This window comes from Sphingopyxis sp. H050, from assembly GCF_001468265.1.
Lineage (GTDB): Bacteria > Pseudomonadota > Alphaproteobacteria > Sphingomonadales > Sphingomonadaceae > Sphingopyxis.
On the sequence record NZ_LNRZ01000002.1, the window covers coordinates 484825 to 511812 of the forward strand.

General features: G+C 64.5%; 27 protein-coding genes and 1 tRNA gene. 13 read left to right on the plus strand and 15 right to left on the minus strand.

All coding sequences use genetic code 11. From position 1 onward, the window contains the following. The first annotated feature begins 1 nt into the window (after nucleotide 1). From ATE67_RS05445 to ATE67_RS05455, 3 genes are read left to right on the plus strand one after another with little or no spacing between them, the layout of a single operon-like run. Nucleotides 2-451 carry a GNAT family N-acetyltransferase gene (locus ATE67_RS05445; protein WP_231728066.1) on the plus strand — a complete coding sequence of 150 codons (450 nt, stop codon included), beginning with the start codon at nucleotides 2-4 and terminating at the stop codon, nucleotides 449-451. 2 nt (nucleotides 452-453) lie between these two features. Continuing rightward, a complete protein-coding gene (locus tag ATE67_RS05450; protein ID WP_058815597.1) occupies nucleotides 454-906 on the plus strand; it encodes a MaoC family dehydratase in 453 nt (150 codons plus the stop codon). Next, nucleotides 906-1757, plus strand: a complete 852-nt coding sequence (locus ATE67_RS05455) for an HpcH/HpaI aldolase/citrate lyase family protein (protein WP_058815598.1) — start codon at nucleotides 906-908, stop codon at nucleotides 1755-1757. The genes ATE67_RS05450 and ATE67_RS05455 overlap by 1 nt, the downstream gene beginning before the upstream one ends. Nucleotides 1758-1857: 100 nt before the next feature. On the opposite strand, the gene ATE67_RS05460 is transcribed toward ATE67_RS05455, so the two are convergent. From ATE67_RS05460 to hisI, 5 genes are all read right to left on the minus strand, one after another. Further along, nucleotides 1858-3357: a phospholipase D-like domain-containing protein gene (locus ATE67_RS05460; RefSeq protein WP_058815599.1), complete on the minus strand. Its 1500-nt coding sequence runs from the start codon at nucleotides 3355-3357 to the stop codon at nucleotides 1858-1860. A 340-nt stretch (nucleotides 3358-3697) separates the two neighbouring features. Further along, complete coding sequence (locus ATE67_RS05465; RefSeq protein WP_058815600.1) at nucleotides 3698-5500, minus strand: acyl-CoA dehydrogenase C-terminal domain-containing protein; 1803 nt, start codon at nucleotides 5498-5500, stop codon at nucleotides 3698-3700. Nucleotides 5501-5563: 63 nt separating this feature from the next. Then, entirely contained in the window at nucleotides 5564-5995 is a 432-nt protein-coding gene (locus tag ATE67_RS05470; protein ID WP_058815601.1) for a MerR family transcriptional regulator, read from the minus strand. A gap of 65 nt (nucleotides 5996-6060) precedes the next feature. Further along, a complete protein-coding gene (locus ATE67_RS05475; protein ID WP_058815602.1) occupies nucleotides 6061-6600 on the minus strand; it encodes a hypothetical protein in 540 nt (179 codons plus the stop codon). Next, nucleotides 6590-6964, minus strand: a complete 375-nt coding sequence (gene hisI / locus ATE67_RS05480; RefSeq protein WP_058815603.1) for a phosphoribosyl-AMP cyclohydrolase — start codon at nucleotides 6962-6964, stop codon at nucleotides 6590-6592. The genes ATE67_RS05475 and hisI overlap by 11 nt, the downstream gene beginning before the upstream one ends. Nucleotides 6965-7107: 143 nt before the next feature. Between hisI and purF the strand changes: the two genes are divergently transcribed. Genes purF through ATE67_RS05495 form a run of 3 tightly spaced genes read left to right on the plus strand, consistent with a single transcriptional unit; the run spans nucleotide 7108 to nucleotide 9751 of the window. After that, nucleotides 7108-8565, plus strand: a complete 1458-nt coding sequence (purF, locus tag ATE67_RS05485) for an amidophosphoribosyltransferase (protein ID WP_058815604.1) — start codon at nucleotides 7108-7110, stop codon at nucleotides 8563-8565. Between the two features lie 4 nt (nucleotides 8566-8569). Next, complete coding sequence (locus ATE67_RS05490) at nucleotides 8570-9304, plus strand: SDR family NAD(P)-dependent oxidoreductase (RefSeq protein ID WP_058815860.1); 735 nt, start codon at nucleotides 8570-8572, stop codon at nucleotides 9302-9304. A 60-nt stretch (nucleotides 9305-9364) separates the two neighbouring features. Next, the gene (locus tag ATE67_RS05495; protein WP_058815605.1) at nucleotides 9365-9751 is read left to right on the plus strand and encodes a hypothetical protein; all 387 of its coding nucleotides are present in this window, start codon (nucleotides 9365-9367) and stop codon (nucleotides 9749-9751) included. 88 nt (nucleotides 9752-9839) lie between these two features. Here ATE67_RS05495 and ATE67_RS05500 read toward each other — a convergent pair whose 3' ends face one another. The 7 genes from ATE67_RS05500 to ATE67_RS05530 form a co-directional block, all read right to left on the minus strand. Then, entirely contained in the window at nucleotides 9840-11012 is a 1173-nt protein-coding gene (locus ATE67_RS05500) for a serine hydrolase domain-containing protein (protein WP_058815606.1), read from the minus strand. 20 nt (nucleotides 11013-11032) lie between these two features. Continuing rightward, a complete protein-coding gene (locus ATE67_RS05505; RefSeq protein WP_058815607.1) occupies nucleotides 11033-12313 on the minus strand; it encodes an SAM-dependent methyltransferase in 1281 nt (426 codons plus the stop codon). A gap of 35 nt (nucleotides 12314-12348) precedes the next feature. Then, nucleotides 12349-13734 carry a cryptochrome/photolyase family protein gene (locus ATE67_RS05510; protein ID WP_058815608.1) on the minus strand — a complete coding sequence of 462 codons (1386 nt, stop codon included), beginning with the start codon at nucleotides 13732-13734 and terminating at the stop codon, nucleotides 12349-12351. Beyond that, nucleotides 13731-14681: a metal-dependent hydrolase gene (locus ATE67_RS05515; protein ID WP_058815609.1), complete on the minus strand. Its 951-nt coding sequence runs from the start codon at nucleotides 14679-14681 to the stop codon at nucleotides 13731-13733. The genes ATE67_RS05510 and ATE67_RS05515 overlap by 4 nt, the downstream gene beginning before the upstream one ends. 78 nt (nucleotides 14682-14759) lie before the next feature. Then, nucleotides 14760-15155, minus strand: coding sequence for a GxxExxY protein (locus ATE67_RS05520; RefSeq protein ID WP_156416916.1), 396 nt, complete (start codon nucleotides 15153-15155; stop codon nucleotides 14760-14762). A gap of 57 nt (nucleotides 15156-15212) precedes the next feature. Continuing rightward, nucleotides 15213-16250 carry a 2-oxoacid:ferredoxin oxidoreductase subunit beta gene (locus tag ATE67_RS05525; RefSeq protein WP_058815610.1) on the minus strand — a complete coding sequence of 346 codons (1038 nt, stop codon included), beginning with the start codon at nucleotides 16248-16250 and terminating at the stop codon, nucleotides 15213-15215. Beyond that, complete coding sequence (locus ATE67_RS05530) at nucleotides 16247-18109, minus strand: 2-oxoacid:acceptor oxidoreductase subunit alpha (protein ID WP_058815611.1); 1863 nt, start codon at nucleotides 18107-18109, stop codon at nucleotides 16247-16249. The genes ATE67_RS05525 and ATE67_RS05530 overlap by 4 nt, the downstream gene beginning before the upstream one ends. 185 nt (nucleotides 18110-18294) lie before the next feature. On the opposite strand from ATE67_RS05530, the gene ATE67_RS05535 reads away from it, so the two are divergent. Together ATE67_RS05535 and ATE67_RS05540 are read left to right on the plus strand one after the other, a co-directional pair. Continuing rightward, complete coding sequence (locus ATE67_RS05535; protein ID WP_058815862.1) at nucleotides 18295-19236, plus strand: alpha/beta hydrolase; 942 nt, start codon at nucleotides 18295-18297, stop codon at nucleotides 19234-19236. Then, nucleotides 19233-19706 carry an RNA pyrophosphohydrolase gene (locus ATE67_RS05540; RefSeq protein ID WP_058815612.1) on the plus strand — a complete coding sequence of 158 codons (474 nt, stop codon included), beginning with the start codon at nucleotides 19233-19235 and terminating at the stop codon, nucleotides 19704-19706. Before ATE67_RS05535 ends, ATE67_RS05540 begins: the two co-directional genes overlap by 4 nt. Here the strand turns inward: ATE67_RS05540 and ATE67_RS05545 are convergent. Beyond that, on the minus strand, nucleotides 19667-20356 hold the full coding sequence (locus ATE67_RS05545; RefSeq protein ID WP_058815613.1) for a uracil-DNA glycosylase: 690 nt from the start codon (nucleotides 20354-20356) through the stop codon (nucleotides 19667-19669). The genes ATE67_RS05540 and ATE67_RS05545 overlap by 40 nt on opposite strands. A gap of 20 nt (nucleotides 20357-20376) precedes the next feature. Between ATE67_RS05545 and folK the strand changes: the two genes are divergently transcribed. Both folK and ATE67_RS05555 read left to right on the plus strand, forming a co-directional pair. Then, complete coding sequence (gene folK / locus ATE67_RS05550; protein ID WP_443028733.1) at nucleotides 20377-20916, plus strand: 2-amino-4-hydroxy-6-hydroxymethyldihydropteridine diphosphokinase; 540 nt, start codon at nucleotides 20377-20379, stop codon at nucleotides 20914-20916. Between the two features lie 23 nt (nucleotides 20917-20939). Continuing rightward, nucleotides 20940-21015, plus strand: a tRNA-Lys gene (locus ATE67_RS05555). Nucleotides 21016-21109: 94 nt separating this feature from the next. Here ATE67_RS05555 and ATE67_RS05560 read toward each other — a convergent pair. Continuing rightward, nucleotides 21110-22204 (minus strand): flavin reductase, encoded by a 1095-nt coding sequence (locus ATE67_RS05560; RefSeq protein ID WP_058815614.1) that lies wholly within the window; start codon nucleotides 22202-22204, stop codon nucleotides 21110-21112. Nucleotides 22205-22309: 105 nt separating this feature from the next. Next, entirely contained in the window at nucleotides 22310-23290 is a 981-nt protein-coding gene (locus ATE67_RS05565; protein ID WP_058815615.1) for an NAD(P)H-dependent flavin oxidoreductase, read from the minus strand. 118 nt (nucleotides 23291-23408) lie between these two features. Between ATE67_RS05565 and ATE67_RS05570 the strand changes: the two genes are divergently transcribed. From ATE67_RS05570 to ATE67_RS05580, 3 genes are all read left to right on the plus strand, one after another. Next, on the plus strand, nucleotides 23409-24584 hold the full coding sequence (locus ATE67_RS05570) for an acyl-CoA dehydrogenase family protein (protein ID WP_058815864.1): 1176 nt from the start codon (nucleotides 23409-23411) through the stop codon (nucleotides 24582-24584). Between the two features lie 105 nt (nucleotides 24585-24689). After that, nucleotides 24690-25784, plus strand: a complete 1095-nt coding sequence (locus ATE67_RS05575) for an acyl-CoA dehydrogenase family protein (RefSeq protein WP_058815616.1) — start codon at nucleotides 24690-24692, stop codon at nucleotides 25782-25784. Then, nucleotides 25781-26986 (plus strand): acyl-CoA dehydrogenase family protein, encoded by a 1206-nt coding sequence (locus ATE67_RS05580; protein ID WP_058815617.1) that lies wholly within the window; start codon nucleotides 25781-25783, stop codon nucleotides 26984-26986. The genes ATE67_RS05575 and ATE67_RS05580 overlap by 4 nt, the downstream gene beginning before the upstream one ends. Nucleotides 26987-26988: the final 2 nt, after the last annotated feature.

A 26988-nucleotide genomic window follows, 5' to 3' on the forward strand; every position in this document is an offset into this window, starting at 1 on the left:
GATGATCTTCCGCGATGCGACGGTGACGGACCTTCCCGCCATCCTCGCCATGCTTTCGGAGGATACGATTCCGGCGAACCGCGAGGCCGATCCCTCGGATCCGCGCTACCTGGCGGCGTTCGAGGCGATCGACGCCGATCCGAACCAGCATCTGATCGCTGCGGAACTGGGCGGCCGCGTCGTCGGGACGATGCAGCTCAGTTTCCTGCCGGGGCTTTCCTTTACCGGAAGCTGGCGCGGGCTGATCGAGGCGGTGCGGATCGCGGCCGACCTGCGCGGCCAAAAGCTCGGCGAGCGGATGATCCGGTGGGCGGTCGAGCAATGCCGCGCGCGCGACTGCAAGCTTGTCCAGCTCACATCGTCGGCCAAACGCACCGACGCGCACCGCTTTTACGCCCGGCTCGGCTTCGTGCAGAGCCATGTCGGCATGAAATTGCATTTGAGGGACTGAAAATGGCAGGCAAGTTTTTCGACGAATGGCAGATCGGCGAGACGATCACCCACGAAATCCGGCGCACGGTGACTGAGACCGACAATCTGCTCTTTTCGACGATGACGCATAACCCGCAGCCGCTGCACCTCGATGCCGAGGCGGCGAAGGCGTCGGAATTCGGCCAGATCCTTGTGAACGGCACCTTCACCTTCAGCCTGATGGTCGGGCTGTCGGTCGGCGATACGACGCTCGGCACGCTCGTCGCGAACCTCGGCTATGACAAGCTCGTCATGCCGAAGCCGGTGTTCATCGGGGATACGCTTCGCGCCGAGACCGAAGTGATCGGCCTGAAGGAATCGAAGTCGCGCCCCGGTTCGGGGATCGTCACCTTCCTCCATCGCTGTATCAATCAGCGCGGCGAGATCGTATGTCAGTGCGAGCGGGCGGCATTGATCAAAGGAAAGATTGTCTAATGCGCCTGCGTTCGCTCCTCTTCGTTCCCGGCGACCGGCCCGAGCGCTTCGCCAAGGCGGCCGCATCGGGCGCCGATGCGATTATCCTCGACCTTGAGGATTCGGTCTCGCTCGCCAACAAGGAAGCGGCGCGAGCGGCGGTTGCCGAATATCTCCTCGGCGACCGCGAGGTCGTGACGCTGGTCCGCGTCAATCCGCTCGACGGGCACATGACCGCCGCCGACGTTGCTGCGATCGCCGCCGCCCGGCCCGATGCGATCATGCTGCCCAAGGCCGAGGGCGCGCCGAGTATCCTGCAGCTCGACACGATCCTGCGCAGCGAATCCGAGCGCGATATGTCGCTGCCCCCGGTCCTGCCGATCGCAACCGAAACGCCGGCTGCAATCTTCACGCTCGGCAGCTACCGCGACGTGCAGGACCGGCTGCTCGGGGTCACCTGGGGCGCCGAGGATTTGCCCGCCGCGATCGGCGCGACGAGCAGCCGCCACGACGATGGCAGCTATACCTCGCCCTATGAGGTCGCACGCGCGCTCACCTTGTTTGCGGCGCATGGGGCCGGCGTTGCGGCGATCGACACGGTGTTCCCGGCGATCAAGGACGAAGCTGGCCTCGCCGCCTATGCCGCAAGAGCCCGCCGCGACGGTTTTACGGGCATGATGGCGATCCATCCCTCGCAGGTCGAGGCGATCAACGCCGCCTTCACGCCTGCCGACGAGGAAGTGCAGCGCGCGCAGGCTATCGTCGATGCCTTTGCCGCCAATCCCGGCGTCGGCGTGCTCCAGGTCGACGGCAAGATGGTCGATGCGCCGCATCTGAAGCAAGCTCAGCATATCCTTTCGCTGGCAGATTGACGCAAACGCCCAACCCGTTCGTGTCGAGCGAAGTCGAGACACCCATCGAGACAGGGCCAAGCCGACGGGCATCTCGACTTCGCTCGATGCGAACGGAATTCTAAGTTTGCCTACGCCGAAACGGCCGGTGCCGCCGCATCCAGTTGCGGCCGCGGTGCCAGCTTTTCCTGAGGCCGCGCTCGGTCAGACTTTCGAACATCGCGTCGGGGCTGGTGGGATCGAGCAGTTCGTTCTCGGCAATAAACTCATCCATGGGTCCCGGCGGGACCAGGTCGAGCCATTCGAGCGAGCGGCCGCCGCTCCGCAACGCCTCGATCGTTTCGATGAGCGAGCCGTTGGTTTCGTAGCGACTGGCAACCTCGGCGGGCTCGACATCGAGATGCTCGGCGATCAGCGATTCCCGTAAGCGGCGGATCGTGGGCTCGGCGCCGTGATTCGCCGGCAGCGCCGTGTCGATCGTCACGTCGCACTCGCTGTCGAGGCCCATGGAGCGATTGTTGAGGTTCGCCGAGCCGATGCGGATCAGCCGGTCATCGACGATGGCGGTCTTGGCATGGACATAGATGGACTCGCCGCCCCTGGTCCGCGGATAATATACCCGCAGCCGGTCGCCGTGCTTCGTCTTGGCGATTTCGCGGACCAACTGCACGCGCGCGGCGTCCATCGCCATCTGCTCCAGCCAGCCATCCGCGGTTTCGGGCATCACCATGACGAATTCGGGCGGGTCGTCTTCGTTCAGCCGTTCGGCGATCGCGGCGGCGATCTTGCCGCAGGTGAAATATTGATTCTCGAAGTAGATGAAGCGTTTGGCGGCCGCGATCATGTCGAGATAGAGCTGCTCGATCTCGCGGATTTCCTCATAGCCGTCATATTCGGCGCGGGTGCGCGAAATGGCGACATCGACGCCCTCGAAGTCGGGTTCGAGATCGTCGGGCCAGTTCTCACCCGTGCCGTTGAGATCGCGCAGCGGCTTTTTCGTCGCGCGCTGCCAGCGCTCATTGCCCAGATCGGCAAGCGCATTGCCCACCGGACCCGCGAGCAGCATCGTGCTGTCATGCCACGGCATATAAGGTTTCCCGTCGGGCGCCGTCCGGCGCGGCTCGTCGTCGGTGTGATCGCGCGTGTCCCAGCGCCGCGCGCCGACGTCGATCCCGCCGCATACCGCGAGATGGTCGTCGAATACGGCGACCTTCTGGTGGTGGCTGCATCCCAGCGGATGCGCGCTGTCGAGGCGAAAGCTGATCGAACGCGTGAATTTCCACCGTGCGATCATCGCCAATATGCTGGGCAACACGATCTGCTTCAGCCCGCCGAAATTCCAACGAAGGATGTCGATATCGCGGTCGGGGCAGTTTTTCGCGAGGCGCAAAAGATAATGGCCGAGCGGTTCGCCCTTCCCTTGTCTGTCGGGCTTCAGCGATATGCGCGGATCGAAGTCCCAGCCGATAAGCAGGATGCGTTCCTTGGCATCCGCCATCAGCTGTTCGAGCAGCGCGTAATAGTCCGCCGCATCGACGATCATCCGCGCCTTGTCCGCGCGTTCGATCCGCCAGCAATTGCGGCCCTCGACGACAATGGGGGAAAGCGCGCCCTCGCTCATGCGGGCTCACACGCGCTTCGGGCGATTTGGTTGCCGGTCGCCGGCGCGGGCTCGAAAAATGCCCTTAAGGAGACAAAGGATACGGACGTGCGCGTCCGAAATGTCTCCTTTGTCGCTTTAAGCGGATGGCGCGGCGCTGACATTGGCGGCACGACGTGGAACGGGGGCGTGGCTATCATCCCGCAGGGTAGATCATGGCCGGATTTAATAGGAAAGGATTTTTTGTTCGCCGATTAGATGGCGGTTTTCGGGCGGAGGAGGAGGTTGCCCCCCTCCTCTTGCACGAAGCGAACGACCTGGATCCACCCGAAGCGAGGTGGAGCCACTCGATCGGGCGCGGTCAGGCCGCGAAGAACTGTTCGGGGGTCAGTTCCATCATCGCTTCGCTGCCCGCCTCGATCTTGCGGCGGAGCGCGCCGGCATCGGGGAGGAAGCGCTCGCCGAAGTGGCGCGCGGTGACGATCTTGGCCTCAAGGAAGTCCTTGTTGCCGCGGCCCTCGGCGAGCGCCTTCCGCGCTGCCTGCGCCATCATCAGCCACATCGAGCCGAGCGCAACGATGCCCATGATGTGCATATAGTGATGCGCGCCGGCGCCGATATTGTTCGGGTTCGCCATGCCGTTCTGCATGAACCACATGGTCGCGGCCTTCAGCTCGCCATTGGCCTTTTCGAGGCGGCCCGCGAAATCGGCGAGCGCTTCATTGCCCCTTGCCGCGGCGCATTCCTCGTCGATGATCGCAAAGAAGGCCTGGATCGCGCGGCCGCCGTTCTGAGCCAGCTTGCGGCCGACGAGATCCATCGCCTGCACGCCGTTCGCGCCTTCGTAGATCATCGTGATGCGGGCGTCGCGGACATACTGCGACATGCCATGTTCTTCGATATAGCCGTGGCCGCCGAAGACCTGCTGCGCGTTCGTCGCCACCTCATACCCCTTGTCGGTGCCATAGCCCTTGATGACGGGGGTGAGCAGGCTGACGAGATCGTCCGCCCGCTGGCGTTCTTCCTCGGTCTCGGCGGCATGCGCGAGGTCGACCTGCAGCGCCCCCCAGAGGCAGAGCGCGCGGAGGCCCTCGACGACCGCCTTGCCGTCCATCAGCATCCGGCGGACGTCGGGGTGGACGAAGAGAGGATCGGCCTTTTCCTGCGGATCCTGCGGGCCAGTGAGCGCGCGGCCCTGACGACGGTCCTGCGCGTAGCGGACGGCGTTCTGAAACGCGATATCGGCCTGGCCGAGACCCTGGATGCCGACGCCGAGGCGCGCGGCGTTCATCATCACGAACATCGCGGCGAGCCCCTTGTTCTCCTCGCCGACCATCCAGCCCTTCGCGCCGTCATAGTTCATGACGCAGGTCGAATTGGCGTGGATTCCCATCTTGTGCTCGATCGAGCCGCACTGGAGCGTGTTGCGTTCACCCAGCGAGCCGTCCTCGTTCACGAGGAACTTCGGCACGATGAAGAGCGAGATGCCCTTGACGCTGTCGGGTGCATCGGGGGTCTTGGCCAGCACGAGGTGAATGATGTTGTCGGTCAGGTCATGCTCGCCAGACGAGATGAAGATCTTCGTGCCGGTGATGCCATAGCTGCCATCGGCATTCGGCACCGCGCGGGTGCGGATGAGGCCGAGGTCGGTGCCGCAATGCGGCTCGGTGAGGTTCATCGTCCCGCCCCACTCGCCCGAGATCATGCGCGGCGCATAGGTCGCCTTCTGCTCTTCCGAGCCCTTGACCAGGATGGCGGCGACCGCGGCCTGCGTCAGGCCGGGATACATCGAAAAGGCCTGGTTCGCGGCCATGCGATATTCCTCGACCGGGAAACCGATGACGTGCGGCAGGCCCTGCCCACCGAACTGCTCGGGCTGGGTCAGCAGCGTCCAACCAGCGTCGCAATAGGCCTTATAGGCTTCCTTGAAGCCCTTGGGCGTCGTGACGGACCCGTCTTCGTGCCGCGTGCAGCCCTCCTGATCGCCCGAATAGTTGATCGGGAACAGGACTTCCTCGCAGAATTTGCCCGCTTCGGTCAGCACCGCCTCGACCATGTCGGGCGTGGCGTTGGCGAAGCCGGGCAGGTTCGAATAGCGTTCGATCCCGAGGACGTCGTTGATGAGGAAGAGAGTATCCTGAACGGGGGCACGATAGGCGGGCATGACTCATCTTTCTGGAAAGCGGCGGTTGGCAATTATCTCACCCGGGGAGGCTGGAGCCGAAGCTCAGCGCACTGTCTGGCCGGCTTCGACCTTTTTCACCATATCGATGAAGCGTTTCAGTTCCTCGACGGCGCTGTCGATATCGTCGCGCTGGCGCTGAAGCAGACTGATCCGCTGCTGGCACTTTTCGATCGTCACCTGACGCTGCAACTTGCGGCCGTCGCCGACGTCGTAAAGATCGATCATCTCGCGAATGTCGGCCAGGCTGAATCCCGTGCGTTTCGCGCGCAGGATCCACGCGAGCCTGGCCCGATCGCGCTTCGAATAAATGCGCGACAGACCCTTGCGCGACGGACTGATGAGGCCTTCGTCCTCATAGAAGCGGAGCGCGCGGGCGGTAACGCCGAATTCGGTCGAAAGATCGGTGATGCTGAACTGGTCACGACCGAGATGATCGGGCGTATCGATATGGGCGTGGCCGTATTCTTCGGTCATGGCGCGAGAATAGTTTCCGTTGACGTGAACGTCAAGTCTGACCCGCTTTTGGAGAATCGTCCGCGTCAAGCACCGCAGGGCCGGACGACATTGCCCCGTCTGTCGCGCATCTGCAAGCGTTTCGCGTCATCCTCCGACCAGCTCGCGCGCGGCAGGAACAGCCCCGACAGCGAGGCGCGCGACGGACAAAGACTGTCGCACTGCGACGGCAGGCTGCCTGGCATCCGCAGTTCGTCCTCCTCCTCATGCACGACCGCCTCGCAGCCTTCGGCGCCCGCAAAGCGCATCCGCCAGCTATCGCCGTCGCGGACGATGGTGCCGCTCGCGGTGCACGACAGGCCGGGACCATAAGACGCTGTCAGCGCGAAACGCCATTGGCCGGCGCCATCGGGAACGGCGCACATGGCATCGCGGCCGAGATCGTGCGCGCGTTCGAAGACGCCGGTCGGCGTCGCGGTATCGGGCCTGACCACACCGCGTTCGCGTGCCGCCATTTCGAGCGGGTTGTCGGCGTCGATCGGGCCATCGCCGGACGGCGTGCCCCGTTCGCAGCCCGCGAACAACAGGGGGAGCGCCAGCCACAGGACGCGCCGATCAGGCGTCATCGCCGAGGAAGGTGATCGAGCCATCGGCCTCGACGCGGCGATAGAAGCAGGAACGGCGGCCCGTGTGGCAGGCGGGGCCTTCGGGCGTGACGCGCAGCAGCAAGGCATCCTGATCGCAGTCGACGCGCATCTCGGCGAGCGCGAGCCGGTTGCCCGACGTCTCGCCCTTGAGCCAGAGCGAACGGCGCGAACGCGACCAGAAATGCGCGAATCCGGTCTGGTGCGTCAGGCGGATCGCGTCGGCGTTCATATGGGCGACCATCAGCAGCGCGCCACTTGCCGCATCGACCACGATCGCGGTTACGAGACCCGCCGCATCGAAGTGCGGCAGAAAGCGGTCGGTTTCGTCCCTGTTCTGGTCCATGGTCAAGCGCTTTAGATCAGGATTGCCGCCGCTGTCACCCCTCACGCCGGGGCGGTGTTGCAATAGTGTGAAGTTGGGGGGCGACATTTGGAACAACCCTCCCTATATGCGCGGCAGTCATCGCCCCTCGCTGCCGGAACGACATGCTGACGACCCACCCTTTCGACGACGACAAGCTCCGCGAGGAGTGCGGCGTTTTTGGTATTCATGGCGCCGAGAGCGCCGCCGCGGTCGTTGCTCTGGGGCTCCATGCCCTGCAGCACCGCGGACAGGAGGCCGCGGGCATCACCGCCTTCGACGGCAAGGACTTCCATACGCATCGCGCCATGGGACATGTTGCGGGCAATTTCGACCGCGACGACATCATGCGCCAGCTCGGCGGCCCGTCGTCGATCGGCCATGTCCGTTATTCGACGACCGGCGAAACCGCGCTCCGCAACGTCCAACCGCTGTTCGCGGATCTCGCGACCGGCGGCTTCGCGGTCGCGCATAACGGCAATATCTCGAACGCGACAGCGCTGCGCAAAATCCTGGTTCGTCGGGGCTCGATCTTCCAGTCGACCAGCGATACCGAGGTGATCATCCACCTCGTCGCGACGTCGAATTACCGCACCCTGCTCGACCGTTTCATCGACGCGCTGAAACAGGTCGAGGGCGCCTATTCGCTGATCTGCCTGACCGCGGAGGGCATGATCGGCTGCCGCGACCCGCTCGGCATCCGCCCGCTGGTGATCGGGAAGCTCGGCGACGCGCATATCCTGGCGTCCGAAACGGTTGCGCTCGACGTGGTCGGCGCCGATTTCGTCCGCTCGGTCGAACCCGGTGAGCTGGTGATCATCCGGGACGGCCAGCTGACCTCGCACCGCCCCTTCGCCGAGCGCGATCCGCGGCCGTGCATCTTCGAATATGTCTATTTTTCGCGTCCCGATTCGATCGTCGAGGGCACGAGCGTCTATTCGGTCCGCAAGGCGATCGGCGCCGAGCTGGCGCGCGAAAATCCGGTCGAGGCCGATCTGGTCATCCCCGTGCCCGATTCGGGGACGCCGGCGGCGCTGGGCTATGCCCAGGAATCGGGCATTCCCTTTGAGCTGGGGATCATCCGGTCGCACTATGTCGGACGCACGTTCATCCAGCCCGGCGACAAGGTCCGCCACCTCGGCGTCAAGCTGAAGCATAATGCCAACCGCGCACTCATCCAGGGCAAGCGCATCATCCTGATCGACGATTCGATCGTGCGTGGGACGACCAGCCTGAAGATCGTGCAGATGATGCGCGACGCCGGCGCGGCCGAGGTGCATATGCGCATCGCCAGCCCGCCGACGCAGCACAGCTGTTTCTATGGCGTCGATACGCCCGAGCGCGCGAAGCTGCTCGCGGCGCAGATGACGATCGGACAGATGGCGAACTTCATCAACGCCGACAGCCTAGCGTTCCTGACGATCGACGGCCTGTACCGCGCGCTCGGCGAGGTCGATCGCAACGATCGCAAGCCGCAATATTGCGACGCCTGCTTTACGGGCGATTATCCGACCACCTTGACCGACTTCGACGAGAATAGCGTCGATGACCAATTTTCGCTGCTTGCCGAGCGGGTTGTCTGACGACATGACCAATGCGTCTCAAGAGCTTTTGGGCCAGGTCGCGCTTGTCACCGGCGCAAGCCGCGGCATCGGGGAAGCCATCGCCTATTCGCTGGCGACGCGTGGCGCCCATGTCGTGATCACGGCGCGCACGGCGGGCGGGCTCGAGGAACTCGAAGACCGCATCCACAATGCCGGCGGCAGCGCGACGATCGCGCCGCTCGATCTGACCGATGGCGACAGCATCGCCCGGCTCGCGAGCGCGATGGCCGAGCGCTGGCAGAAGCTCGACATGCTGGTGCTGAACGCGGCGATGCTCGGCACCCTGACCCCGGTCGCGGCGATCGACGGCAAGGAATTCAACAAGCTGCTGACGCTCAACCTGATCGCGCAGCAAGCGCTGATCGCCAATTTCGATCCCCTGCTCCGCCGTTCGGACCGCGGCCGGCTGGTCGCGCTGACGAGCAGCGTCGCGCGCGAACCGCGCGCCTATTGGGGCGCCTACGCCGCGTCGAAGGCAGCGCTGGAGGCGCTCGTCACGAGCTATGGCGCCGAAATGCGCAATATTTCGACGGTGCGCACCGCGATCCTCGATCCCGGCGGCACCCGGACGCAAATGCGCGCCCGCGCCTATCCGGGCGAGGATCCGAAGAGCATCAAGGACCCCGAAGCGGTCGGCGAGTTCGTCGGCAATCTGATGGTCGAAGGATTCGACAGCACCGCTTTCCATGCACTGCCGAAGGTCATGGAAAAAGCTTAACACCATGTTCGTGTTCCTGCACTAAGAGAGCCGCATAAGAGGGCTTGCGAGGGCGCGGGAATGACCAAGAATATTTTGCGGACGGTGATTGCCGCGGTGATCGGCATCGTTGTGGCGTTCGGGCTGCTGACTGTCTTCTGGATTGCCGGCAATGCAATATCGCCCAGCGTCGAAAATCTCGATACCGGTGAAACCTTCGTTCCGCTGGCACCTACGTTAGCGCTTATCGTTGGCTGGTTCGTCGGCACGTTTGCTGGTAGCTGGCTTGCGATGCGGGTTTCGGTCGGCACCGGCGCAGGCTGGGTCGTTGCGGGCTCCGTTATTGGCGCCGCACTCTATCGTGCCGTCACACCTCTCGACGAATGGTGGATTCTCGTTCTCGCCGTCCTTGTGCCCGTCGCTGCCGCATGGCTTGCGCAACGCGCGACTAGAATCATTAGCGAATAAGTCCGTCGCCCCCGCGAAGGCGGGGGCCACAATCGGCATAGCGCAAGGCTGCCAGCGGCCCCCGCCTTCGCGGGGGCGACGTTCTAACTTATCTGGCGCCTTCCCTGTCGACGGCCACCTGCACGGCCTTGTAAAACGCCTCGCGCGCCTTGCCGACACCCTCGGGGTCGGTTGCCGTCGGCCAGTTGCCGTTCGATGCGATCACCAGCTTGCGCTTGGGATCGATGAATATCCCCTGACCGAAAATGCCCTGCGCGGCGAAACTGCCGTCGTCGTTGGTCCACCATTGATAGCCATAACCGCGACCCGGCTGATCGATTCCCGCCTGCTTGGTGGTCGCGGATGCGAGCCAGTCTTCGGGCAGCACCTTCTGCCCGCCCGCGACGCCGCCATTCAGGATGAATTGGCCCAATCGCGCATAGTCCTTCAGGCTCGCCGAGATGCAGCAGCCGCTGATCTCGTGTCCCGTCGGGCCAAGCATCCACACTGCATCCTGCTCCATCCCGAAAGGCTTCCACACCTTTTCCGAGAGATAGTCGGAGAGCGTCTTGCCCGTCGCGCTGGACACGAGCACGCCGATCAGATTGGTCTCGCCGGTCTTGTACACCCATTTCGACCCGGCGGGCGCTTCGCGCGGCAAGGTCTTCATATAGCTGACGGTTATGTCCTCCCCCGCGACCGGCTTTTGCAGGTTGAACTGCGCGACATCGGACTTGGGATCGGTATAATCCTCGTTCCATTTGACGCCCGACGTCATGGTGAGCAGCTGGCGCACGCTGACATCGTCATAGGCCGAGCCCTTGAGGCCCGGAATGTAAGCGGTGACCTTGTCGTCCAGGCTCTTGATATAGCCGTCCTTTACCGCCGCGCCGACGAGGGTCGACGTGAAGCTCTTGGCGACCGAGAAGCTGGTCCAGCGTCCGCCGCCGTCATAACCCAGCGCATATTTTTCGAGCCGGATCTGGCCGTCCTGCACGATGATCAGCCCGGCGTTGCGCTGCTTCGCCATATGCGCATCGACGTCGAGGCCGATGTCGAGCGGCTTGCCCTGCGGCAGCGGATAGACGGTGCCGCCGGCCCTGATCGTGTTGACGACGACCTTTGGAACCGTCTCCATCGTGCGAAAGGCGACGTCGCGTTGATCCTGGGTCCAGAAGAGCACGTTGAGATCCTTTGGCAGATTATCGGTGGTTTGCGTGGATGCGGGAACGCCGGCTCCCGCTGCCGCGCACAGGAGCGCGGCCGCCAATAATCGTCGCATCTGTCTCTCCCCTCCTGTTTTCAGGCTGTTTTTTCGAGCGTAACCTGCGCGACGTCGATGCCGCCGCCGCGGAAACCCCCTTCGCAATATTGCAGATAATAGCGCCAGAGCCGCACGAAGCGCTCGTCGAAGCCCGCCGGAAGCTGGCCTGCACCGACCGCGGCATCGAACCGCTCGCGCCACTGACGCAGCGTCTCGGCATAACAGCCGCCGAAATGCTTCACGTCGCGCCAGACAAGCCCGCGCTCGGCAGCGAGCGCGCGGAAGCGGCTTTCGGAGATCAGGCAACCGCCGGGGAAGATATAGGCCTGGATGAAGTCGCTGCTCGCCGCATAACGCTCGAACAGCGCATCGTCGATGAGGATATACTGGATCGCGGCGCGCCCGCCGGGACGCAGCATCCGCGCGATCGCATCGAGATAGGCGGGCCAATAGGCCTGGCCCACTGCCTCGACCATCTCGACGCTGACGATCGCGTCATAGGGGCCCTTGGCGTCGCGATAATCGCGGATTTCGATGCGCGAACGGCCGGTCAGATCGATGGCGCGCAGTCGGTCGTCCGCGACCTCCGCCTGGGAGGGCGACAGGGTGATGCCGGTATAGAGCACATCGTGCCGCTCCACCGCGCGTTCGGCAAGCGCCCCCCAGCCGCAGCCGATTTCGAGCAAGCGACCGCCCGAGCGGAGGTCGAGCCGGTCGAGAATGGCGTCGATCTTGGCCGTCTGCGCCTCTTCGAGCGACATGCCGGCATCGTCGAACAACGCGCTGGAATAATTCATCCCCTGATCGAGCCAGAGGCGGTAGAAGTCGTTGCCGAGGTCATAATGCGCGTGGATATTCCGCCGCGAGCCCGCCCGGCTGTTGCGGTTCAGAAAATGCGCGGCGCGGTTAAGCCAGCGGAGCGGCCCACGGGCACGTCCGGCGTTGCCGAGCGTCTCGCCGTTGCGCATGAACAGGTCGAACAGCGGCACCGGATCAGGCGACGACCATTCGCCCATATCCCAGGCGCGATACCAGCCCACCGATCCCGACAGCGCCAAACGGACGATCGCCGCCCAGCTGTGCAAATGCACGACCGCCGTCGGCCCCTTGCCGCGCCCGCCCAGGATGCGGACGCTGCCGTCGGGCAGGTGCCCTTCCAGGGTGCCGTAAGCGAGGCCGCTGTCGATCTGGTCGAGCCGGTGATGGAAAAAGCCCGCGGGCGCCAGCGACATCAACTGCGCCAGTCCCCCGCCCGAGCGAAAGACCCGGTCGGCCCGCAGCAATTCCTTGCCGCGACGAGGGCTGACATGCGTGTTCATTGTCGCCTCCTGCCGCAAATGCGGCCGCCTGACAATCAGTTGTCGTGCGCCTTCATGACGTCATACGCGGCCAGCGCGCGGGCGCGCGCCTCGCGATGTCCGATGATTTTCGCCGGATAGCTGGCGGGCCGCCGACCGGCCTCGTCGGGATCATGAATCGTCCCGTTGTCGAGCGCCGCCAGTTCGGGCACCCATTGGCGAATATAGCTCGCCGCGTCGAACTTCTCCGACTGGGTCAGCGGCGCCATGATGCGGGGAAACATGTTGCTGTCCACGCCCGTACCCGCCACCCACTGCCAGTTGACGCTGTTGTTGCCGTAATCGGCATCGACCAGCGTATCCCAGAACCATTGTTCGCCCCGGCGCCAGTCGATCAGCAGATGCTTGATCAGGAAACTGGCCGCGATCATCCGGACGCGATTGTGCATCCAGCCCGTCGCCCACAGCTGGCGCATCCCCGCATCGACGATCGGGTAACCCGTCTGGCCGCGTTGCCAGCGCCGCATGTCCCGGTCGGCCTGCTCTCCCGTCCGCCACGGCATATGATCGAAGGCTTCGCGCGCGCTGCGGCCGCCATAGTCCGGAAATTGCAGGATGACATTCTGCGCATAGTCGCGCCAGCCGACCTCGCCGAGAAAAACGTCGACCGACCCGCCGGCATCGGCGAGGCGGTGCCAGACATAAGCCGGCGAAACCTCGCCGAAATGCAGGTGCGGCGACAGGCGCGAGCTGCCTTCTTCGGACGGGAGGTTGCGGCGTCGGTCGTAATCGGCGGCTTCATCGACGAAATCGGCGACCCGGCGGCGGGCGCCGTCTTCGCCGGGTGTCCATTCCGTGGCGAAGCCGGCAGCCCAATCGGGATTGACCGGCAGCAGCTTCCACCCGGAAAGCTCGTCCGATTTCGGCCATTTGGGCGCCGCTGCAATCTCGCGCGGGCGGTTTGCGGTCGGCGGCGGCGGCATTTGCTCTTTCAGCGCGCGCCAGAACGGCGTGTAAATCTTGTAGAGACCACCGCTGCCGGTGGTCACCGATCCGGGCGGCGCGAGGTAGTTCCCGTCGTGACAGATGAGGTTCAGCTGCTTCGAAACAGCGCGTTCTGCGTTCCGCCACCAAGGTTCATAGTGGCGAAGGCAATGGACGTCGCTGGCCCCCGTTTCCTTGGCGATATCAGCCAACTGCTCATCGGCCTTGCCGCGGCGCAGGATCAGCCGCGATCCCATTTCGCGAAGGCCGGCATCCAGGCTGGCAAGGCTATGGTGGAGCCACCAGCGCGACGCCCCGCCCATGGCACGATGTTTGGGCGTCTCATCGTCGAGAATATAGACGGGAATGACCGGACCTGCAGCGGCGGCGGCGGCGAGCGCCGCCTGATCCGACAGGCGGAGATCGCGGCGGAACCAGATGATGCTGGGCTTGGTCATTCGGGATGGCTTGCGGTGTCGGGCGCCGTCACACGGACAGTAAAGCGGTCGCGCGCCAAAGGTTGCATATATCGCTGATCGCGCAGAACGATCGCGTCGCCTTCGGGTTCGGCGACGGGCATGCGCGACCAGAACAAAAACGCGCGCGCGGCGGGATCGGCCTTGATCCAGCTTTCCAGCCGCAGGTCGTTCATGCCGTCAGGGACGCCTGGCTCGACCGTACTGCCCGCGCCAAGCGCATAATTGCCGCTGCCGTAAAATCCATGGCGCCGCCAGAAAATATCGCGTTTCCAGAACGCCAGCGGGGGCGGGCTAGCCACGACGAGCGCGCCGCCCTGCCCGCTTCTCCGGAGCAATTCCGACGCTTGGGCCTCGGCATGGCCCGTCATCGCCCCGTTGGCGAAGATATAGGCGCACACGGCCGTGAAACCGGCCCATGCCGGCCGCTGCCAGGCGGGCGAGCCCTTGCGCTCCCGGCGCAACGATAGCCAGAGCGACGCGCCGAGCGCCAGCCAAATCCAGAGGTCGATGATGAACAGCGTGTCGCCATAGAACCAGCGATGGCTGAACGGCTCGAGCAGGCGGATGCCGTAAGTGTTGAGCCAGTCGAGCGCAGGATGGCTGAGGCAGCCGATATACGCAAGCGCGAGGAGCCAACCCTTGTGGATCGGCAGCCGGTTCGCGGGGCGCTTGCCGCGCTTGGTCTGCCACCGATCAAACGCGATCATCAGCGCCCAGAGAATCAGCGGCAGGACGAGCAGCGCGATCGGCCCATGCGTGATCCCGCGGCGCATCGAAAGCGAAAGCTGGCCGTAGACGGTGCAGGCGGCGTCGATGTCGGGAATATTCGCGGCGACGATCAGCGTGGGCATCGCGAGCCCGGTCTTGTTCTTCAGCCCAAGTTGGCCGATGATCGCGCCGACGAGGCTGTGCGTCAGATTGTCCATGAGTTCCGGCCTTGGGGAATAAAAAGAATAAAAAGACGTTTCGAGCAAAGACGCAAAGACACAAAGAAGAAAAGAAAATCAGGCCCTTTGGGCATAGTTGTTCACAACGCGGCGAACACCCTCCTTGAAGGTCGCCGTTCCGAAATTCATGAGCAATCCCAGGGGCAAGCGCATGAGGCGCAGATAGGTGAGCAGTTGCTTCGCGTGGACAGGGGCGTGCTGCTCGGTCGATTTGATTTCAATGAGCAGTGTGTGTTCGACGATCAGATCGGCTCGAAAGGCATTGTCTATGACGATGCCATTGGCGCTGAGGGGAACCGAAACCTGACGCTCGACCGCCAATCCTCGTGACGCAAGGCTTTCGGCGAGCAGCAGTTCATAAGCCGATTCCAACAGCCCTGGCCCGATATCGCGATGGATATGAAAACCGCAATCTACCGCGACATTTGCCAAGGACTCGATGTCGGCCGGCAATCCCCACCCCTTCTTAGTGTCTTTGCGTCTTTGCGCGAAACCCTTCAACGCGCGACGTTAAAGCTCCGGACCGCCATCAGTCACGGTCCAGGTTTGGCCCTTCTTCAGCAAGCTCTGCAGATCGGCGGTCTTGCCCTCGCTAGCCGCCTTGTTCTGGCGGACGACATCGGCTTCGAAGGTCGGGCGCGGATCGTCATAGAGGACGCCGAGCGCCATCGGGAATTCGCCGAAGCGCATTTCGACGAGCATGTGGGCGACGCTGCGGTTCGTCACGTCGTGGACGATCACGCCCGCCGCTTCCCAGTCGCCATTGACGACATCGACGGTCTTGAGATGCAGTTCATCGGCGTCGAGCGCGATGCCCTTGGTGCCCTTGGCATAGAGCATCGGTTCGCCATTCTTGAGCCAGAGCTGGCGGTCCTCGGCGCCCTTCGGCGCGGCGAAATCCTCGAAAACGTCCTTGTTGTAGACGATACAGTTCTGAAAAATTTCGATAAAGGCTGCGCCCTTGTGGGCATGCGCCGCCTTCAGCACATTCGGCAATTCCTTCGACACGTCGAAGCCGCGCGCGACGAACCGAGCGCCGGCGCCGAGCGCGAACGCCGCAGGCTGCGCCGGGCGATCGACCGAACCGTAAGGCGTCGACGGGCTCGTCGTGCCGACCCGGCTGGTCGGCGAATATTGCCCCTTGGTCAGGCCATAGATCTCGTTGTTGAACAGCATGATCTGGCAATCGAGATTGCGGCGGATCAGGTGCATCGTGTGGTTGCCCCCGATCGACAGCCCATCGCCGTCGCCGGTGACGATCCAGATGTCGAGGTTCGGGTTCGCGAGCTTCAGTCCCGTCGCGAATGCCGGCGCGCGGCCGTGGATCGTGTGGAAGCCATAGGTCTCCATATAATAGGGAAAGCGCGACGAGCAGCCGATGCCGCTGATGAACACGGTATTCTCGGGCGTCGTGCCGATCTCCGGCATCGTGCGCTGCACCGCCTTCAGAATCGCATAGTCGCCGCAGCCGGGGCACCAGCGGACTTCCTGATCGGTTTCCCAATCCTTGAGCGTCGTCGTGCGGGCGATGGTCGTCATCTCGTTCATGCGAGCGCTCCTTCGATCGCGGCTTCGATTTCGGCAATGGTAAAGGGCTGGCCGGATACCTTGTTCACGGGCCGGGCATCGACCAGATACTGGTCGCGCAGCACAGTCTTGAGCTGGCCGGTGTTCATTTCGGGGACGATCACCTTGTCGTAGCTCTTGAGCAGCTCGCCGAGATTGGCGGGAAGCGGCCAGATGTGGCGGATATGGATATGGCTGACGTCCTTGCCCTCGGCGCGCTTGCGGCGCACCGCCTGGTGGATCGGGCCGAAGGTCGAGCCCCAGCCGACGACCGCGAGCTTGCCGCCCTCGGCGCCGAGTTCGACGATCTGGTCGGGCACCTTGACGCCGTCGACCTTGGCCTTGCGGATATCGGTCATCGCCTGGTGGTTCGAAGATTCATAGTTGATGTGCCCGGTATCGATTTCCTTCTCGATCCCGCCGATGCGGTGGAGCAGACCAGGGGTGCCGGGCTTGACCCATGGGCGCTTGAGCTTTTCGTCGCGGCCATAGGGTTTGAAACCGTCCGCCGGCGCTTCGGTCAGAAATTCGACCGGGAACGCCTCATAGCTTTCAAGGTCGGGGACCGCCCACGGCTCGGCCGCATTGGCGATATAGCCGTCGGTCAGCAGCATCACCGGGGTCATATATTGCACCGCAATGCGCACCGCCTCGATCGCGCATTCAAACGCGTCGCCGGGCGAGCGCGCGGCGATCACCGGCATCGGCGCGTCGCCGTTGCGGCCATAGACCGCCTGATACAGGTCCGACTGCTCGGTCTTGGTCGGCAGCCCGGTCGAGGGGCCGCCGCGCTGCGAATTGACGATGACCAGCGGCAGCTCGGTCATGATCGCAAGGCCCATCGCCTCGCCCTTCAGCGCGATGCCCGGGCCCGACGAACTGGTCACGCCAAGCGAGCCGCCGTAGCTGGCGCCGATGGCCGAGCAGATCGCGGCGATTTCGTCCTCGGCCTGAAAGGTCGTGACGTCATATTCCTTGAGCCGCGACAGATGGTGCAGAATCGCCGACGCAGGCGTGATCGGATAGCCGCCGAAGAACATCGGCAGCTTGGCAAGCTGGGCGCCCGCAACGAGGCCGAGCGCGATACCCTCGGCGCCGGTCAGGGTGCGATAAAGGCCTGGCGCGACGGGCGCGGGATCGACATGATGCTGCTTGAGCGGCCCCGCCAGTTCCGCGGTCTCGCCATAGGCGTGGCCGGCGTTCAGCGCCGCGACGTTGGCGGCGGCGAGGTTCGGGTCTTTTGCAAACTTGGCGTTGAGCCAGTCGATCAGCGGCTGGCGGTCGCGGTCGAACATCCATAGCGCGAGCCCCAGCGTCCACATATTCTTGCAGCGCAGCGCTTCCTTGTTGCCGAGGCCGAAGGGCTTCACCGCGTCCATCGTCAGCTGGCTGATGTTGAGCTTGAGCAGCTGCCATTTGGCGAGGCTGCCGTCGTCGAGCGGGTTGGCGTCATACTTCGCCTTGGCAAGGTTGCGGTCGTTGAACTCGCCCTCGTCGGCGATGATCAGGCCGCCCTGCTTCAGTTGCGGCACGTTGGTCTTGAGCGCTGCGGGGTTCATCGCGACCAGCACGTCCGGCGCGTCGCCGGCGGTCTCGATCGCGGACGAGCCGAAATTGATCTGGAAGGCCGAGACGCCGAACAGCGTTCCCTGCGGCGCGCGGATTTCGGCCGGGAAGTCCGGGAAGGTCGCGAAGTCGTTGCCCGCCAGCGCCGACGACAGCGTGAACTGACCGCCGGTCAATTGCATCCCGTCGCCGCTGTCACCTGCAAATCGAACTACCACTGCATCCGAAAGGGGGGACGGCCGATTGTCGGCCCTGTCCTCTACCGCTGTCGCCATTTTCTGTATCTGCCTTTGAATCTTGCGAACCTGTGACATGGGCCTAGGCCCGTGCGCGCGTCGCCGCAATTCAGAAAAAATTGTGCGCTGCAAAGGACGAGCGCCCGGTGGGTTTCATTTCGCGATTGAATTTGCGCCGCCGATGCCGAATAGCAAGGTCCCATAACGGATAAGGGATGGACAGGATGACCGACGGCACGACGCACTATACCCGCCCCGATGTGGCCGCCTTTCTGGCTTTCCTCAACGCGCAGGAGGGGCCCAAGATGGAGGAGCTGCCCGCCGGGGCTGCGCGCGAAATGTTCCGGGCGATGGCGCAGATGGCCGACAGCCCGCGCGGCGAGATCGCCAGGGTCGAAGACCGCACGATCCCCGGTCCCGCGGGCGACATCCCGATCCGCATTTATGACAGCCGTCCCGACCGCGAGGCCGGCCCGGTACTGGTTTTCTATCACGGGGGCGGCTGGGTGATCGGCGATCTCGACACGCACGACGGCTGGTGCGCCGAAGCCGCGCGGCAGCTCGACATGCCCGTGGTCGCGGTCGATTATCGCCTTGCGCCCGAACATCCCTTCCCCGCCGCGCCCGACGACTGCGAGGCCGCGACGCGCTGGGTCGCCGACAATATTCCCTGTACGGGTCTGGTGCTGGCCGGCGAAAGCGCCGGCGGCAACCTGACCATCGCCACCGCGCTGACCCTGCGCGACAAGCCGGCATCGAAGCCCGTGCTGGCGATCCATCCCATCTATCCTGCGGTGGCGACGCACGACGACTGGCAAAGCTATCGCGATTTCGGCGAAGGCCATTTGCTGACGCAGGGCAGCATGGCCTGGTTCGGCAATCATTATGCCGCCGATCCCGCCGACTATCGCGCCGCGCCGCTCGACTTCCCCGCCAAGGGTATGCCCCCGACCGTGTTGGTGACCGCCGGGCTCGACCCGCTGCGCGACCAGGGCCGCGCCTATGCCGCCAAGCTGGTCGAAGCGGGCGTCACGACCGTCTATCGCGAGGGCGCCGGAACGATCCACGGCTATATCAACCTGTCGCAGGCCATTCCGAGCGCCAGGGATGACATCCGCGGCGCCTTGACAGCATTGAAGGCGCTCGTCACCGAAGCCGCTGCATGAGTGACGACAATCTCCCCTACCGCCCCTGCGCCGGCGTGATGCTGGCGAACCGCGACGGCCGCATCTTCGTCGGCCAGCGCCTCGATTCCTCCTCCGAAGCGTGGCAGATGCCGCAGGGCGGAATCGACCCCGGCGAGGATGCCGAAGAGGCCGCGATCCGCGAACTGGGCGAGGAAACCGGCGTTCATGGCGGGCTGGTCGAGATTATCGCGCGCAGCAAGACCGAGCATTTCTATGACCTGCCCGATCATCTTATGGGCAAGATGTGGGGCGGCAAATATCGCGGCCAGCGTCAATATTGGTTCCTGATGCGTTTCATGGGCGAGGACAGCGATATCAATATCGCGACGAAGCACCAGGAATTCCGGGCCTGGCGCTGGGCCGAACTCGACGAACTCGAAACGCTGATCGTTCCCTTCAAGCGCCAGCTCTACCGCGCGGTGGTCGAGGAGTTCCGTCCGCTCGTCTGACCGCGCAGCGAGAGCGCCGTCCGGAACACGTCGGCGAACATCTCGGGCGTCAGCCGACCCGTGTTCGTGTTGTAGCGCGAGCAGTGATAGCTATCGACCAGGTGGCGACCGTCGGGCAGCGCATGCGTCGCGCCATGCGCGAAAGGATAGGCGGCTAGCCGGACACCGGCCGCGCGCAACACTGCTTCATGGGCAATGCGGCCGAGCGCGACGATGACGCGCACCGTCGGCAGAGCCGCCAGCTGCGCCTCGAAATAGGGGCGGCAGCTCGCGATCTCCTTTGGAGTCGGCTTGTTCTGCGGCGGCAGGCATTTGACGCTGTTGACGATGATCGCGCCGTCGAGCGTCAGCCCGTCGTCGACACGCGCATCATAGGCTCCGCGGCTGAGCCCGAATTGGGCGAGGGTCGCGAACAGCAGGTCGCCCGCATAATCGCCCGTGAACGGCCTGCCCGTGCGGTTGGCGCCGTGCTTTCCCGGTGCGAGGCCGGCGAATGCAAGCCAAGCCTCCGGGTTCCCAAAGGCGTAGACCGGCGCATTCCACCAGTCGGGATATTCGGCCCGGCATTGGTGGCGAAATGCGGCGAGACGCGGACAGCGCGCGCAGTCGCGCGGCGGCTCGGTTCCGGGCAAAGGGCTTACAATCTCCACCGCACTGCGATAGTCGCCCCATGATGACCAGTGCAACGCCAGCTTGCCATGGCCCTTTGCCGCTTTACGCGATCGGCCTCGGCTCGAACCGCCGTCATGCGCGCCATGGCGATCCGCGGCAGGTCCTGCTCGCTGCGCTGGACGCGCTCGAAGCCGCCGATGTCGAACCCGTCGATGTCAGCCCGATCATCGCGAGCGATCCGATCGGCCCCTCGCGGCGACGCTACGCGAACGCCGTCGCGCTCGTGGCCTCGCCGCTTAGCCCGCCGGAGATGCTCGAACGGCTGCAGGCCATCGAAGCCGAGTTCGGCCGCCGTTCGGGCCAACGCTGGAGCGCGCGGACGCTCGATCTCGATATCCTGCTCTGGTCGGGCGGCGCATGGAGCGACCCCGACGTCACGATCCCGCATCCCGCGCTCGCCGAACGCGCTTTCGTGCTCGGCCCCCTGCGTATGATCGCACCCGAATGGCGGCATCCGCTGACGCGCCGATCCATCCGCCAGCTCGCCGCGCGGCTGATCCGCCCCAAGCCGGTTGACCGCAGCGCCGAGGCGCACTAGGGCGGCGGCTCCTTTTCCGGGATGGGCCCTTAGCTCAGTCGGTAGAGCAACTGACTTTTAATCAGTAGGTCGCTGGTTCGAACCCAGCAGGGCTCACCATCTTGGGAAATGATCACGGATTTTCAGGCGAATTCCTCGCCGGGAACCGGACGATCCGCGACGTACCGTGTCATACGGGCATGATCTGGACGGATCAGGCGAAATGGAGGCGGCGGTACTTGCCCCGGAAATACAGCAGGGGATCGCGGTGTGGCTCGAACTGGGCGCGGACGACGCGGCCGATCAGGATGAAATGATCGCCCGCCTCGTGCAGCGACTCGCGCTGGCATTCGAACGATACGAGCGAGCCGCCGAGCAAAGGCACCCCCGTTTCACCGGGCGCCCAAGGCAGGTTGGCGAAGCGATCCTCGCCCTTGGTCGCGAAGCGGTTCGACGCGGGCTGCTGCCCGATCTGAAGCACGTTGACGCCAAAGTGCGACGCGTCGCGCAAGACGGGCGCGGTGCCCGAGGTGTTCGCCACGCACACGAGGAGCAGCGGCGGATCGAGCGAGACCGAGGTGAAGCTGTTCGCAGTGAGCCCGGCCGGCATCCCGTTGCCGTCGAGCGCGGTCACGATGGTGATCCCCGTCGCGAAACAGCCCATCGCATCGCGCAGCGTGCGCGGGTCCGACCCGGCGCGAAACTCGACCGCTTCGCGGGGCTGACGGCGCTCGATGAAATCGAGCAGCTGCCCCAGCAATGCTTCGGTGCGATCCGCCGCAAGCGCCATGTCGGCGTCCTCGATGTCGACGCTTTCGCCGATCGGCAGCGCCGCGTTGAACGCATCGCCGGCTGGCGTGCATTCGGAGGGACTGAAACCGCCACGGATCACAAGAGTCGGCAGCGCCAGCCGCGCGGCCGTCTCCGTCGAGGCCTGATCGACCGGCATATCGACGAGCACCAGGCCGGCGGCAAGAAACGCGCCATCTGTCACGAGGGCATTGAGAGCGATCCACCCGCCGCGCCGCGCCGCCACGACGACGGGCCGCGACCCGAGCTGCGCCAGAACGGCGCGCAGATCCTCCACATGCGCCGCCCGGTCGGCGCTACTCCAATCGGCGGCGCTGCCGCGCAGATCCAGGCTGATGACCCGCCGCCCCGACAGGACGAGCGCTTCGGCAACCTTCTGCCAGCCCGCCTGGCCTTCGCCGGCATCGGGAAGCAGCAGCACCGCAGGATCATTCTCGTCGCCGCGCACGTCGGCGGTCAGGCGGACGCCGACAAAGCCCTTATGTTCGGTGGTGATCAAAACGCCCTCTTGCGATCCGGCGGGTAGCCTTGCCGGCTTGAACGATAGCGGCAGCATAGCGGCACCGGCCGCGGGGCCGCAAGGAGGCGTCGACGATTTTCGCGATCAGGTCCGGAAATTGGCGAGCCGCTGGTCGATGATGGCCTCGGCATCGCCGATGATGCGGTCGATCAGTTGCTGGCAGGTCGGGATATCGTGGATCAGCCCCTGTACCATGCCCGCCCAGAAAACGCCCTTCGACAGGTCCCCGGTTTCGAGCAGTTCGCGACCCGCCTGCCCGTTCACCAGTTCGGCGACGTCGGCAAAGGTCGCGTCGGGCTGCGCCAGACGGCGTACCACCTCTTCGGACACCGCGCTCTTGCCGACCCGCGCCGTATTCTTGAGGCTGCGAAAGATCAGGAAGCTGCCGCGCTCGTCATTGTCGACATAGGCCTGTTTCACATTGTCGTGGATCGGCGCCTCCACCGTCGCGCAGAAGCGCGTGCCCATATTGATGCCCTCGGCGCCGAGGGTCAGCGCCGCGACGAGGCCGCGGCCGTCGCCGAAACCACCCGATGCGAGCATCGGTATCTTCACCTTGTCGGCCGCCGCGGGGATCAGGATCAGACCCGGGATGTCGTCTTCGCCAGGATGGCCGGCGCACTCGAAGCCGTCGATCGAAATGATGTCGCAGCCCGCTTTCTCCGCCGACAGCGCATGGCGGACGGCCGTGCATTTGTGCAGGATGGTGACGCCATGCGGCTTCAGCATCTCCCAAATCTCCCGCACCGCCTGCGTGCCCGCCGTTTCGACGATCTTGACGCCGCCGTCGATGATCGCCTGTGCATAGGCTTTGTAGTCGGGCGCGTTGATCGTCGGAAACACCGTCATGTTGACGCCGAAGGGCTTGTCGGTCATCGCGCGGCAACGCTCGATCTCGTCGCGCAGCGCCGCGGGGCTCGGCTGGGTCAATGCGGTCAGGATACCGAGGCCGCCGGCGTTCGACACCGCGCTGGCCAGTTCGGCATAGCCGACGCTCTGCATCCCGCCCTGAACGATCGGGTGCGCGATGCCTAGCATTTCCGTGATGCGCGTTTTGAAAGCCATGCCCTATCCCTTCTTCAGATTGTTGCCCCTACGGCAGCATCGGCTTTGCCCATGAATTAACTTGACGCTTACGTCAACGTCGGGTTGATCGGTATGGATTTGGGAGAGGGAAATGGTGATGAGCGAAGGCGTATCGGACCGGGCGTTGGCGATTGCGGATAAGGTCGAGGCTTTTGTCCGCGAAATCGTCGTTCCCTATGAGAAGGATCCGCGCCGCGACCATCATGGCGCGCCGACCGACGAGCTGGTCATGGAGATGCGCGAGCATGCCCGCGCCGCGGGTGTGCTGACGCCGCATATCCTGAGCGACGGCAGCCACCTCAACCAGCGCGAGACTGCGGTCGTGCTGATCAGGAGCGGCCTCTCCCCTCTTGGCCCGCTCGCCTGCAACACGATGGCGCCCGACGAGGGCAACATGTATCTTCTGGGCAAGGAAGGCAGTCCGGAGTTGAAGGAGCGTTTCCTGAAGCCGATGGTCGAGGGGCGCGTGCGTTCGGCTTTCTTCATGACCGAGCCGGCCGACGAGGGCGGCGCCGGGTCCGACCCGTCGATGATGAAGACGACGTGCCATCTCGACGGCAATCATTGGGTCGTTAACGGGCGCAAGACGTTCATAACCGGGGCGCAAGGTGCACGCGTCGGCATCGTGATGGCGAAGGCCGAGCAAGGCGCGTGCATGTTCCTGGTCGACCTGCCCGATCCCGCGATCCGCATCGACGAGGTGCCGAACACGATCGACAGCTCGATGCCCGGCGGCCATGCGACGCTGACCATCGAAGACTTGCGCATCCCCGCCGACCAGATGCTGGGCGAGGCGGGCGAAGGCTTTCGCTACGCCCAGGTGCGGCTGTCGCCTGCCCGCCTGTCGCATTGCATGCGCTGGCTGGGCGCCTGCATGCGCGCGCACGAGATCGCCACCGACTATGCCAACCGCCGCGAGGCGTTCGGCAAGCCGCTGATCGACCATGAAGGCGTCGGCTTCATGCTCGCGGAAAATATGATCGACATCAAACAGGCCGAACTGATGATCGACTGGTGCGCCACGGTGCTCGATACGGGCTCGCTCGGCACCGTCGAAAGCTCGATGGCGAAGGTAGCGGTGTCCGAAGCGCTGATGCGCGTCGCCGATCGCTGTGTCCAGGTGATGGGGGGCACCGGCGTCACCGACCGGACGATCGTCGAACAGGTCTTTCGCGAAGTCCGCGCCTTCCGCATCTACGACGGCCCGACCGAAGTCCATAAATGGAGCCTCGCCAAGAAGATCCGCCGCGACTGGAAAGCCGGGTTGGTCTGATGATGTGCCAGCTGACGGTCGTCCATCCGTAGCGCCAAAACGCTTGACGTTTACGTTAACGTCCGGATGATGGGCGGAAACGATAAGGGTAGAGGAGTCGGGCCGGTGTCGATTTTGCACGACGAAGGACAGCAGGCGATCGCGAGCGAGTCGCGCCGCATTCTTGAGGCGCGGATCAGCAAGGACGACCTGCTCCCGCTGCTTGAGGAGAGCGGGCGCTATCATGAAGGATTCTGGACCATTGCGAAGGAGCAGGGCTGGACGGCGCTCGCCCTGCCCGAAGCTTATGGCGGCCTGTCGCTTGGCCTCGTCGAAATGGGTCTCATTGCACATCAGGCGGGGCGCACCCTCAGTGGCGCGCCCTTCCTCACATCTGGCTTCGGGGTTGCGAAGGCTATCCAGCTCTATGGTTCCGAAGCGCAGAAGCATCGCTGGCTGCCCGGCCTCGCGAGCGGCGAGATTATCGGCGCGATCTGCTTCGCGGCAGGAGCCGACCCCCTGCCCTCCACGCCTCCGCTCGCGTTGGTCGATGGGCGCCTGAATGGCGTCGCCAGCGCAGTTTCGGGTGGCAACGCGGCCGATGTCGCGGTCGTCCTGGCCAACGCCGGCGGCCAGCCCGCCTTGGCGCTCGTCGAACTGAGCGGCGTCAAGCGCGAGCTGGTCGAGAGCTTCGACAATAGCCGCCTCATCGCCGACCTGCACTTTGCCAGCACGAACGCCGAAGCCATCACCACGGGAGAGGCCGCGCGTGCCGCGGCGCTTCATATCCTCGCGCTACAAGCGGTCGTCACCGCGCACGAACAGACCGGCGGCGCCGAGGTGCTGATGGAAATTGCGCGCGATTATGCGCTCACCCGCAAGGCGTTCGGCCAGCCCATCGGGGCGTTCCAGTCGATCAAACATCGGATTACCGAACTCTACGGCCTCGTCGAACTCGCCCGCGCGAATGCCATCCACGCCGCGGCGCGCGAAGGTCAGCATGATTTCATCACGGCCGCGGCTGCCGCACGCCTGTCGGCGACCGAAGCCTATGACACCGCGGCACGCGACTGCGTCCAGATCCACGGCGGCATCGGCGTGACGTGGGAAATCGGCCTGCACCTCCATATGCGCCGCGCCCGCACGCTCGCGCTCGAACAGGGAGGCCCCTTCTTTTGGGAGGATGTGCTGGTCGACCGTATTGCAGGAGCCGCCGCATGAGCGATCTCGAAGCCTATCGTACGAAGGCCGCCGCCTGGTGCGCATCGATGGTGCCGGATTTCGGCCGGGCGGCGCGCAAGGGCCTGACCGTCGACGAAGATCTCGCGCTTGGCCGCCGCTATCAAAGGGCCAAGTTCGACGCGGGCTATGCCGGGATCAACTGGCCAACCGAGTTCGGTGGCCAGGGCCTTGGCCATATCGAAAAGATCACCTTCGAGGCCGAGGAGATGCAGCACGGCTTCCCGAACGTCTATTTCGACATCTCGCTTGGCATGCCGGTTCCGGTGCTGATGCAGTTCGGCAGCGACCGGGACTTCGTCAAGGAACGCGTCCTGAAAGCGCTGCGGGGCGAGGAAATATGGTGCCAGCTCTTTTCGGAGCCGTCGGGCGGCACCGACCTTGCCGGTCTGCGTACCCGCGCCGAGACCGACGGCAACGGCTGGAAGATCAACGGACAAAAGGTCTGGACCAGCTGGGCACAATATAGCGATTACGGGGTCATCGTCGTACGCACCGACCCGACCGTCGCCAAGCACAAGGGTCTCACCTACTTTTGGGTCGACATGAAGGCGCCCGGCGTCACCGTGCGTCCGATCAAGCTCGCGGGCGGCGACAGCCATGTGAACGAGGTTTTCTTCGACGATGTGAAGATCAGCGACGATCATCGCATGTCGCCCGTCGGCGGCGGCTTCGCGGTCGCGATGACGACGCTCATGATCGAGCGCTATATTGCGACCGACAGCGCCGGCTTCGGCCCGCACCTCGACTTGTTCGTCGACCTCGCGAAAGACCTTAGGATCAACGGCAGGCCGGCGATCGAGGATGGCCGCATCCGCCAGCAGATCGCGCGCAATTATGCGATGCGCAGCGGGCTCGATTCGATCAATCGCCGCGCGCGGCTGATGATGGAAGCCGGGATGACCCCCGGCCCCGAGGGTTCGCTGAACAAGCTGGTCGCGGTTCGCTCGCGCCAGAAGCTGTCCGAACTCGCGCTCGACCTGCAGGGCACCGGCGCCTTCCTGTTCGACGAGCATGCCTCGCCGAAAGACGATTGGGCGTCGAGCTGGATCAATGCGCCGACGGGCCGCATCGCGGGCGGCTCAGACGAGACTTTGCTGAACACCATCGCTGAACGCATCCTCGGCCTGCCGCAGGACCATCGCCCCGACAAGGGCGTGCCGTTCAACCAGATTCCCGCATAAAG

Excerpts from the sequence above, each read along its gene's own strand:
- ATE67_RS05530 (WP_058815611.1), bottom strand. The coding sequence starts at position 18,109 with ATGGCGACAGCGGTAGAGGACAGGGCCGACAATCGGCCGTCCCCCCTT.
- ATE67_RS05540 (WP_058815612.1), top strand. The coding sequence starts at position 19,233 with ATGAGTGACGACAATCTCCCCTACCGCCCCTGCGCCGGCGTGATGCTG.
- ATE67_RS05465 (WP_058815600.1), bottom strand. The coding sequence starts at position 5,500 with ATGCCCGCCTATCGTGCCCCCGTTCAGGATACTCTCTTCCTCATCAAC.
- ATE67_RS05505 (WP_058815607.1), bottom strand. The coding sequence starts at position 12,313 with ATGAACACGCATGTCAGCCCTCGTCGCGGCAAGGAATTGCTGCGGGCC.
- ATE67_RS05470 (WP_058815601.1), bottom strand. The coding sequence starts at position 5,995 with ATGACCGAAGAATACGGCCACGCCCATATCGATACGCCCGATCATCTC.
- ATE67_RS05495 (WP_058815605.1), top strand. The coding sequence starts at position 9,365 with ATGACCAAGAATATTTTGCGGACGGTGATTGCCGCGGTGATCGGCATC.
- ATE67_RS05460 (WP_058815599.1), bottom strand. The coding sequence starts at position 3,357 with ATGAGCGAGGGCGCGCTTTCCCCCATTGTCGTCGAGGGCCGCAATTGC.
- ATE67_RS05515 (WP_058815609.1), bottom strand. The coding sequence starts at position 14,681 with ATGGACAATCTGACGCACAGCCTCGTCGGCGCGATCATCGGCCAACTT.
- ATE67_RS05580 (WP_058815617.1), top strand. The coding sequence starts at position 25,781 with ATGAGCGATCTCGAAGCCTATCGTACGAAGGCCGCCGCCTGGTGCGCA.
- purF (WP_058815604.1), top strand. The coding sequence starts at position 7,108 with ATGCTGACGACCCACCCTTTCGACGACGACAAGCTCCGCGAGGAGTGC.
- ATE67_RS05500 (WP_058815606.1), bottom strand. The coding sequence starts at position 11,012 with ATGCGACGATTATTGGCGGCCGCGCTCCTGTGCGCGGCAGCGGGAGCC.
- ATE67_RS05570 (WP_058815864.1), top strand. The coding sequence starts at position 23,409 with ATGAGCGAAGGCGTATCGGACCGGGCGTTGGCGATTGCGGATAAGGTC.
- ATE67_RS05445 (WP_231728066.1), top strand. The coding sequence starts at position 2 with ATGATCTTCCGCGATGCGACGGTGACGGACCTTCCCGCCATCCTCGCC.
- ATE67_RS05535 (WP_058815862.1), top strand. The coding sequence starts at position 18,295 with ATGACCGACGGCACGACGCACTATACCCGCCCCGATGTGGCCGCCTTT.
- ATE67_RS05565 (WP_058815615.1), bottom strand. The coding sequence starts at position 23,290 with ATGGCTTTCAAAACGCGCATCACGGAAATGCTAGGCATCGCGCACCCG.
- ATE67_RS05510 (WP_058815608.1), bottom strand. The coding sequence starts at position 13,734 with ATGACCAAGCCCAGCATCATCTGGTTCCGCCGCGATCTCCGCCTGTCG.
- ATE67_RS05450 (WP_058815597.1), top strand. The coding sequence starts at position 454 with ATGGCAGGCAAGTTTTTCGACGAATGGCAGATCGGCGAGACGATCACC.
- hisI (WP_058815603.1), bottom strand. The coding sequence starts at position 6,964 with ATGGACCAGAACAGGGACGAAACCGACCGCTTTCTGCCGCACTTCGAT.
- ATE67_RS05455 (WP_058815598.1), top strand. The coding sequence starts at position 906 with ATGCGCCTGCGTTCGCTCCTCTTCGTTCCCGGCGACCGGCCCGAGCGC.
- ATE67_RS05475 (WP_058815602.1), bottom strand. The coding sequence starts at position 6,600 with ATGACGCCTGATCGGCGCGTCCTGTGGCTGGCGCTCCCCCTGTTGTTC.
- ATE67_RS05490 (WP_058815860.1), top strand. The coding sequence starts at position 8,570 with ATGACCAATGCGTCTCAAGAGCTTTTGGGCCAGGTCGCGCTTGTCACC.
- folK (WP_443028733.1), top strand. The coding sequence starts at position 20,377 with ATGATGACCAGTGCAACGCCAGCTTGCCATGGCCCTTTGCCGCTTTAC.
- ATE67_RS05525 (WP_058815610.1), bottom strand. The coding sequence starts at position 16,250 with ATGAACGAGATGACGACCATCGCCCGCACGACGACGCTCAAGGATTGG.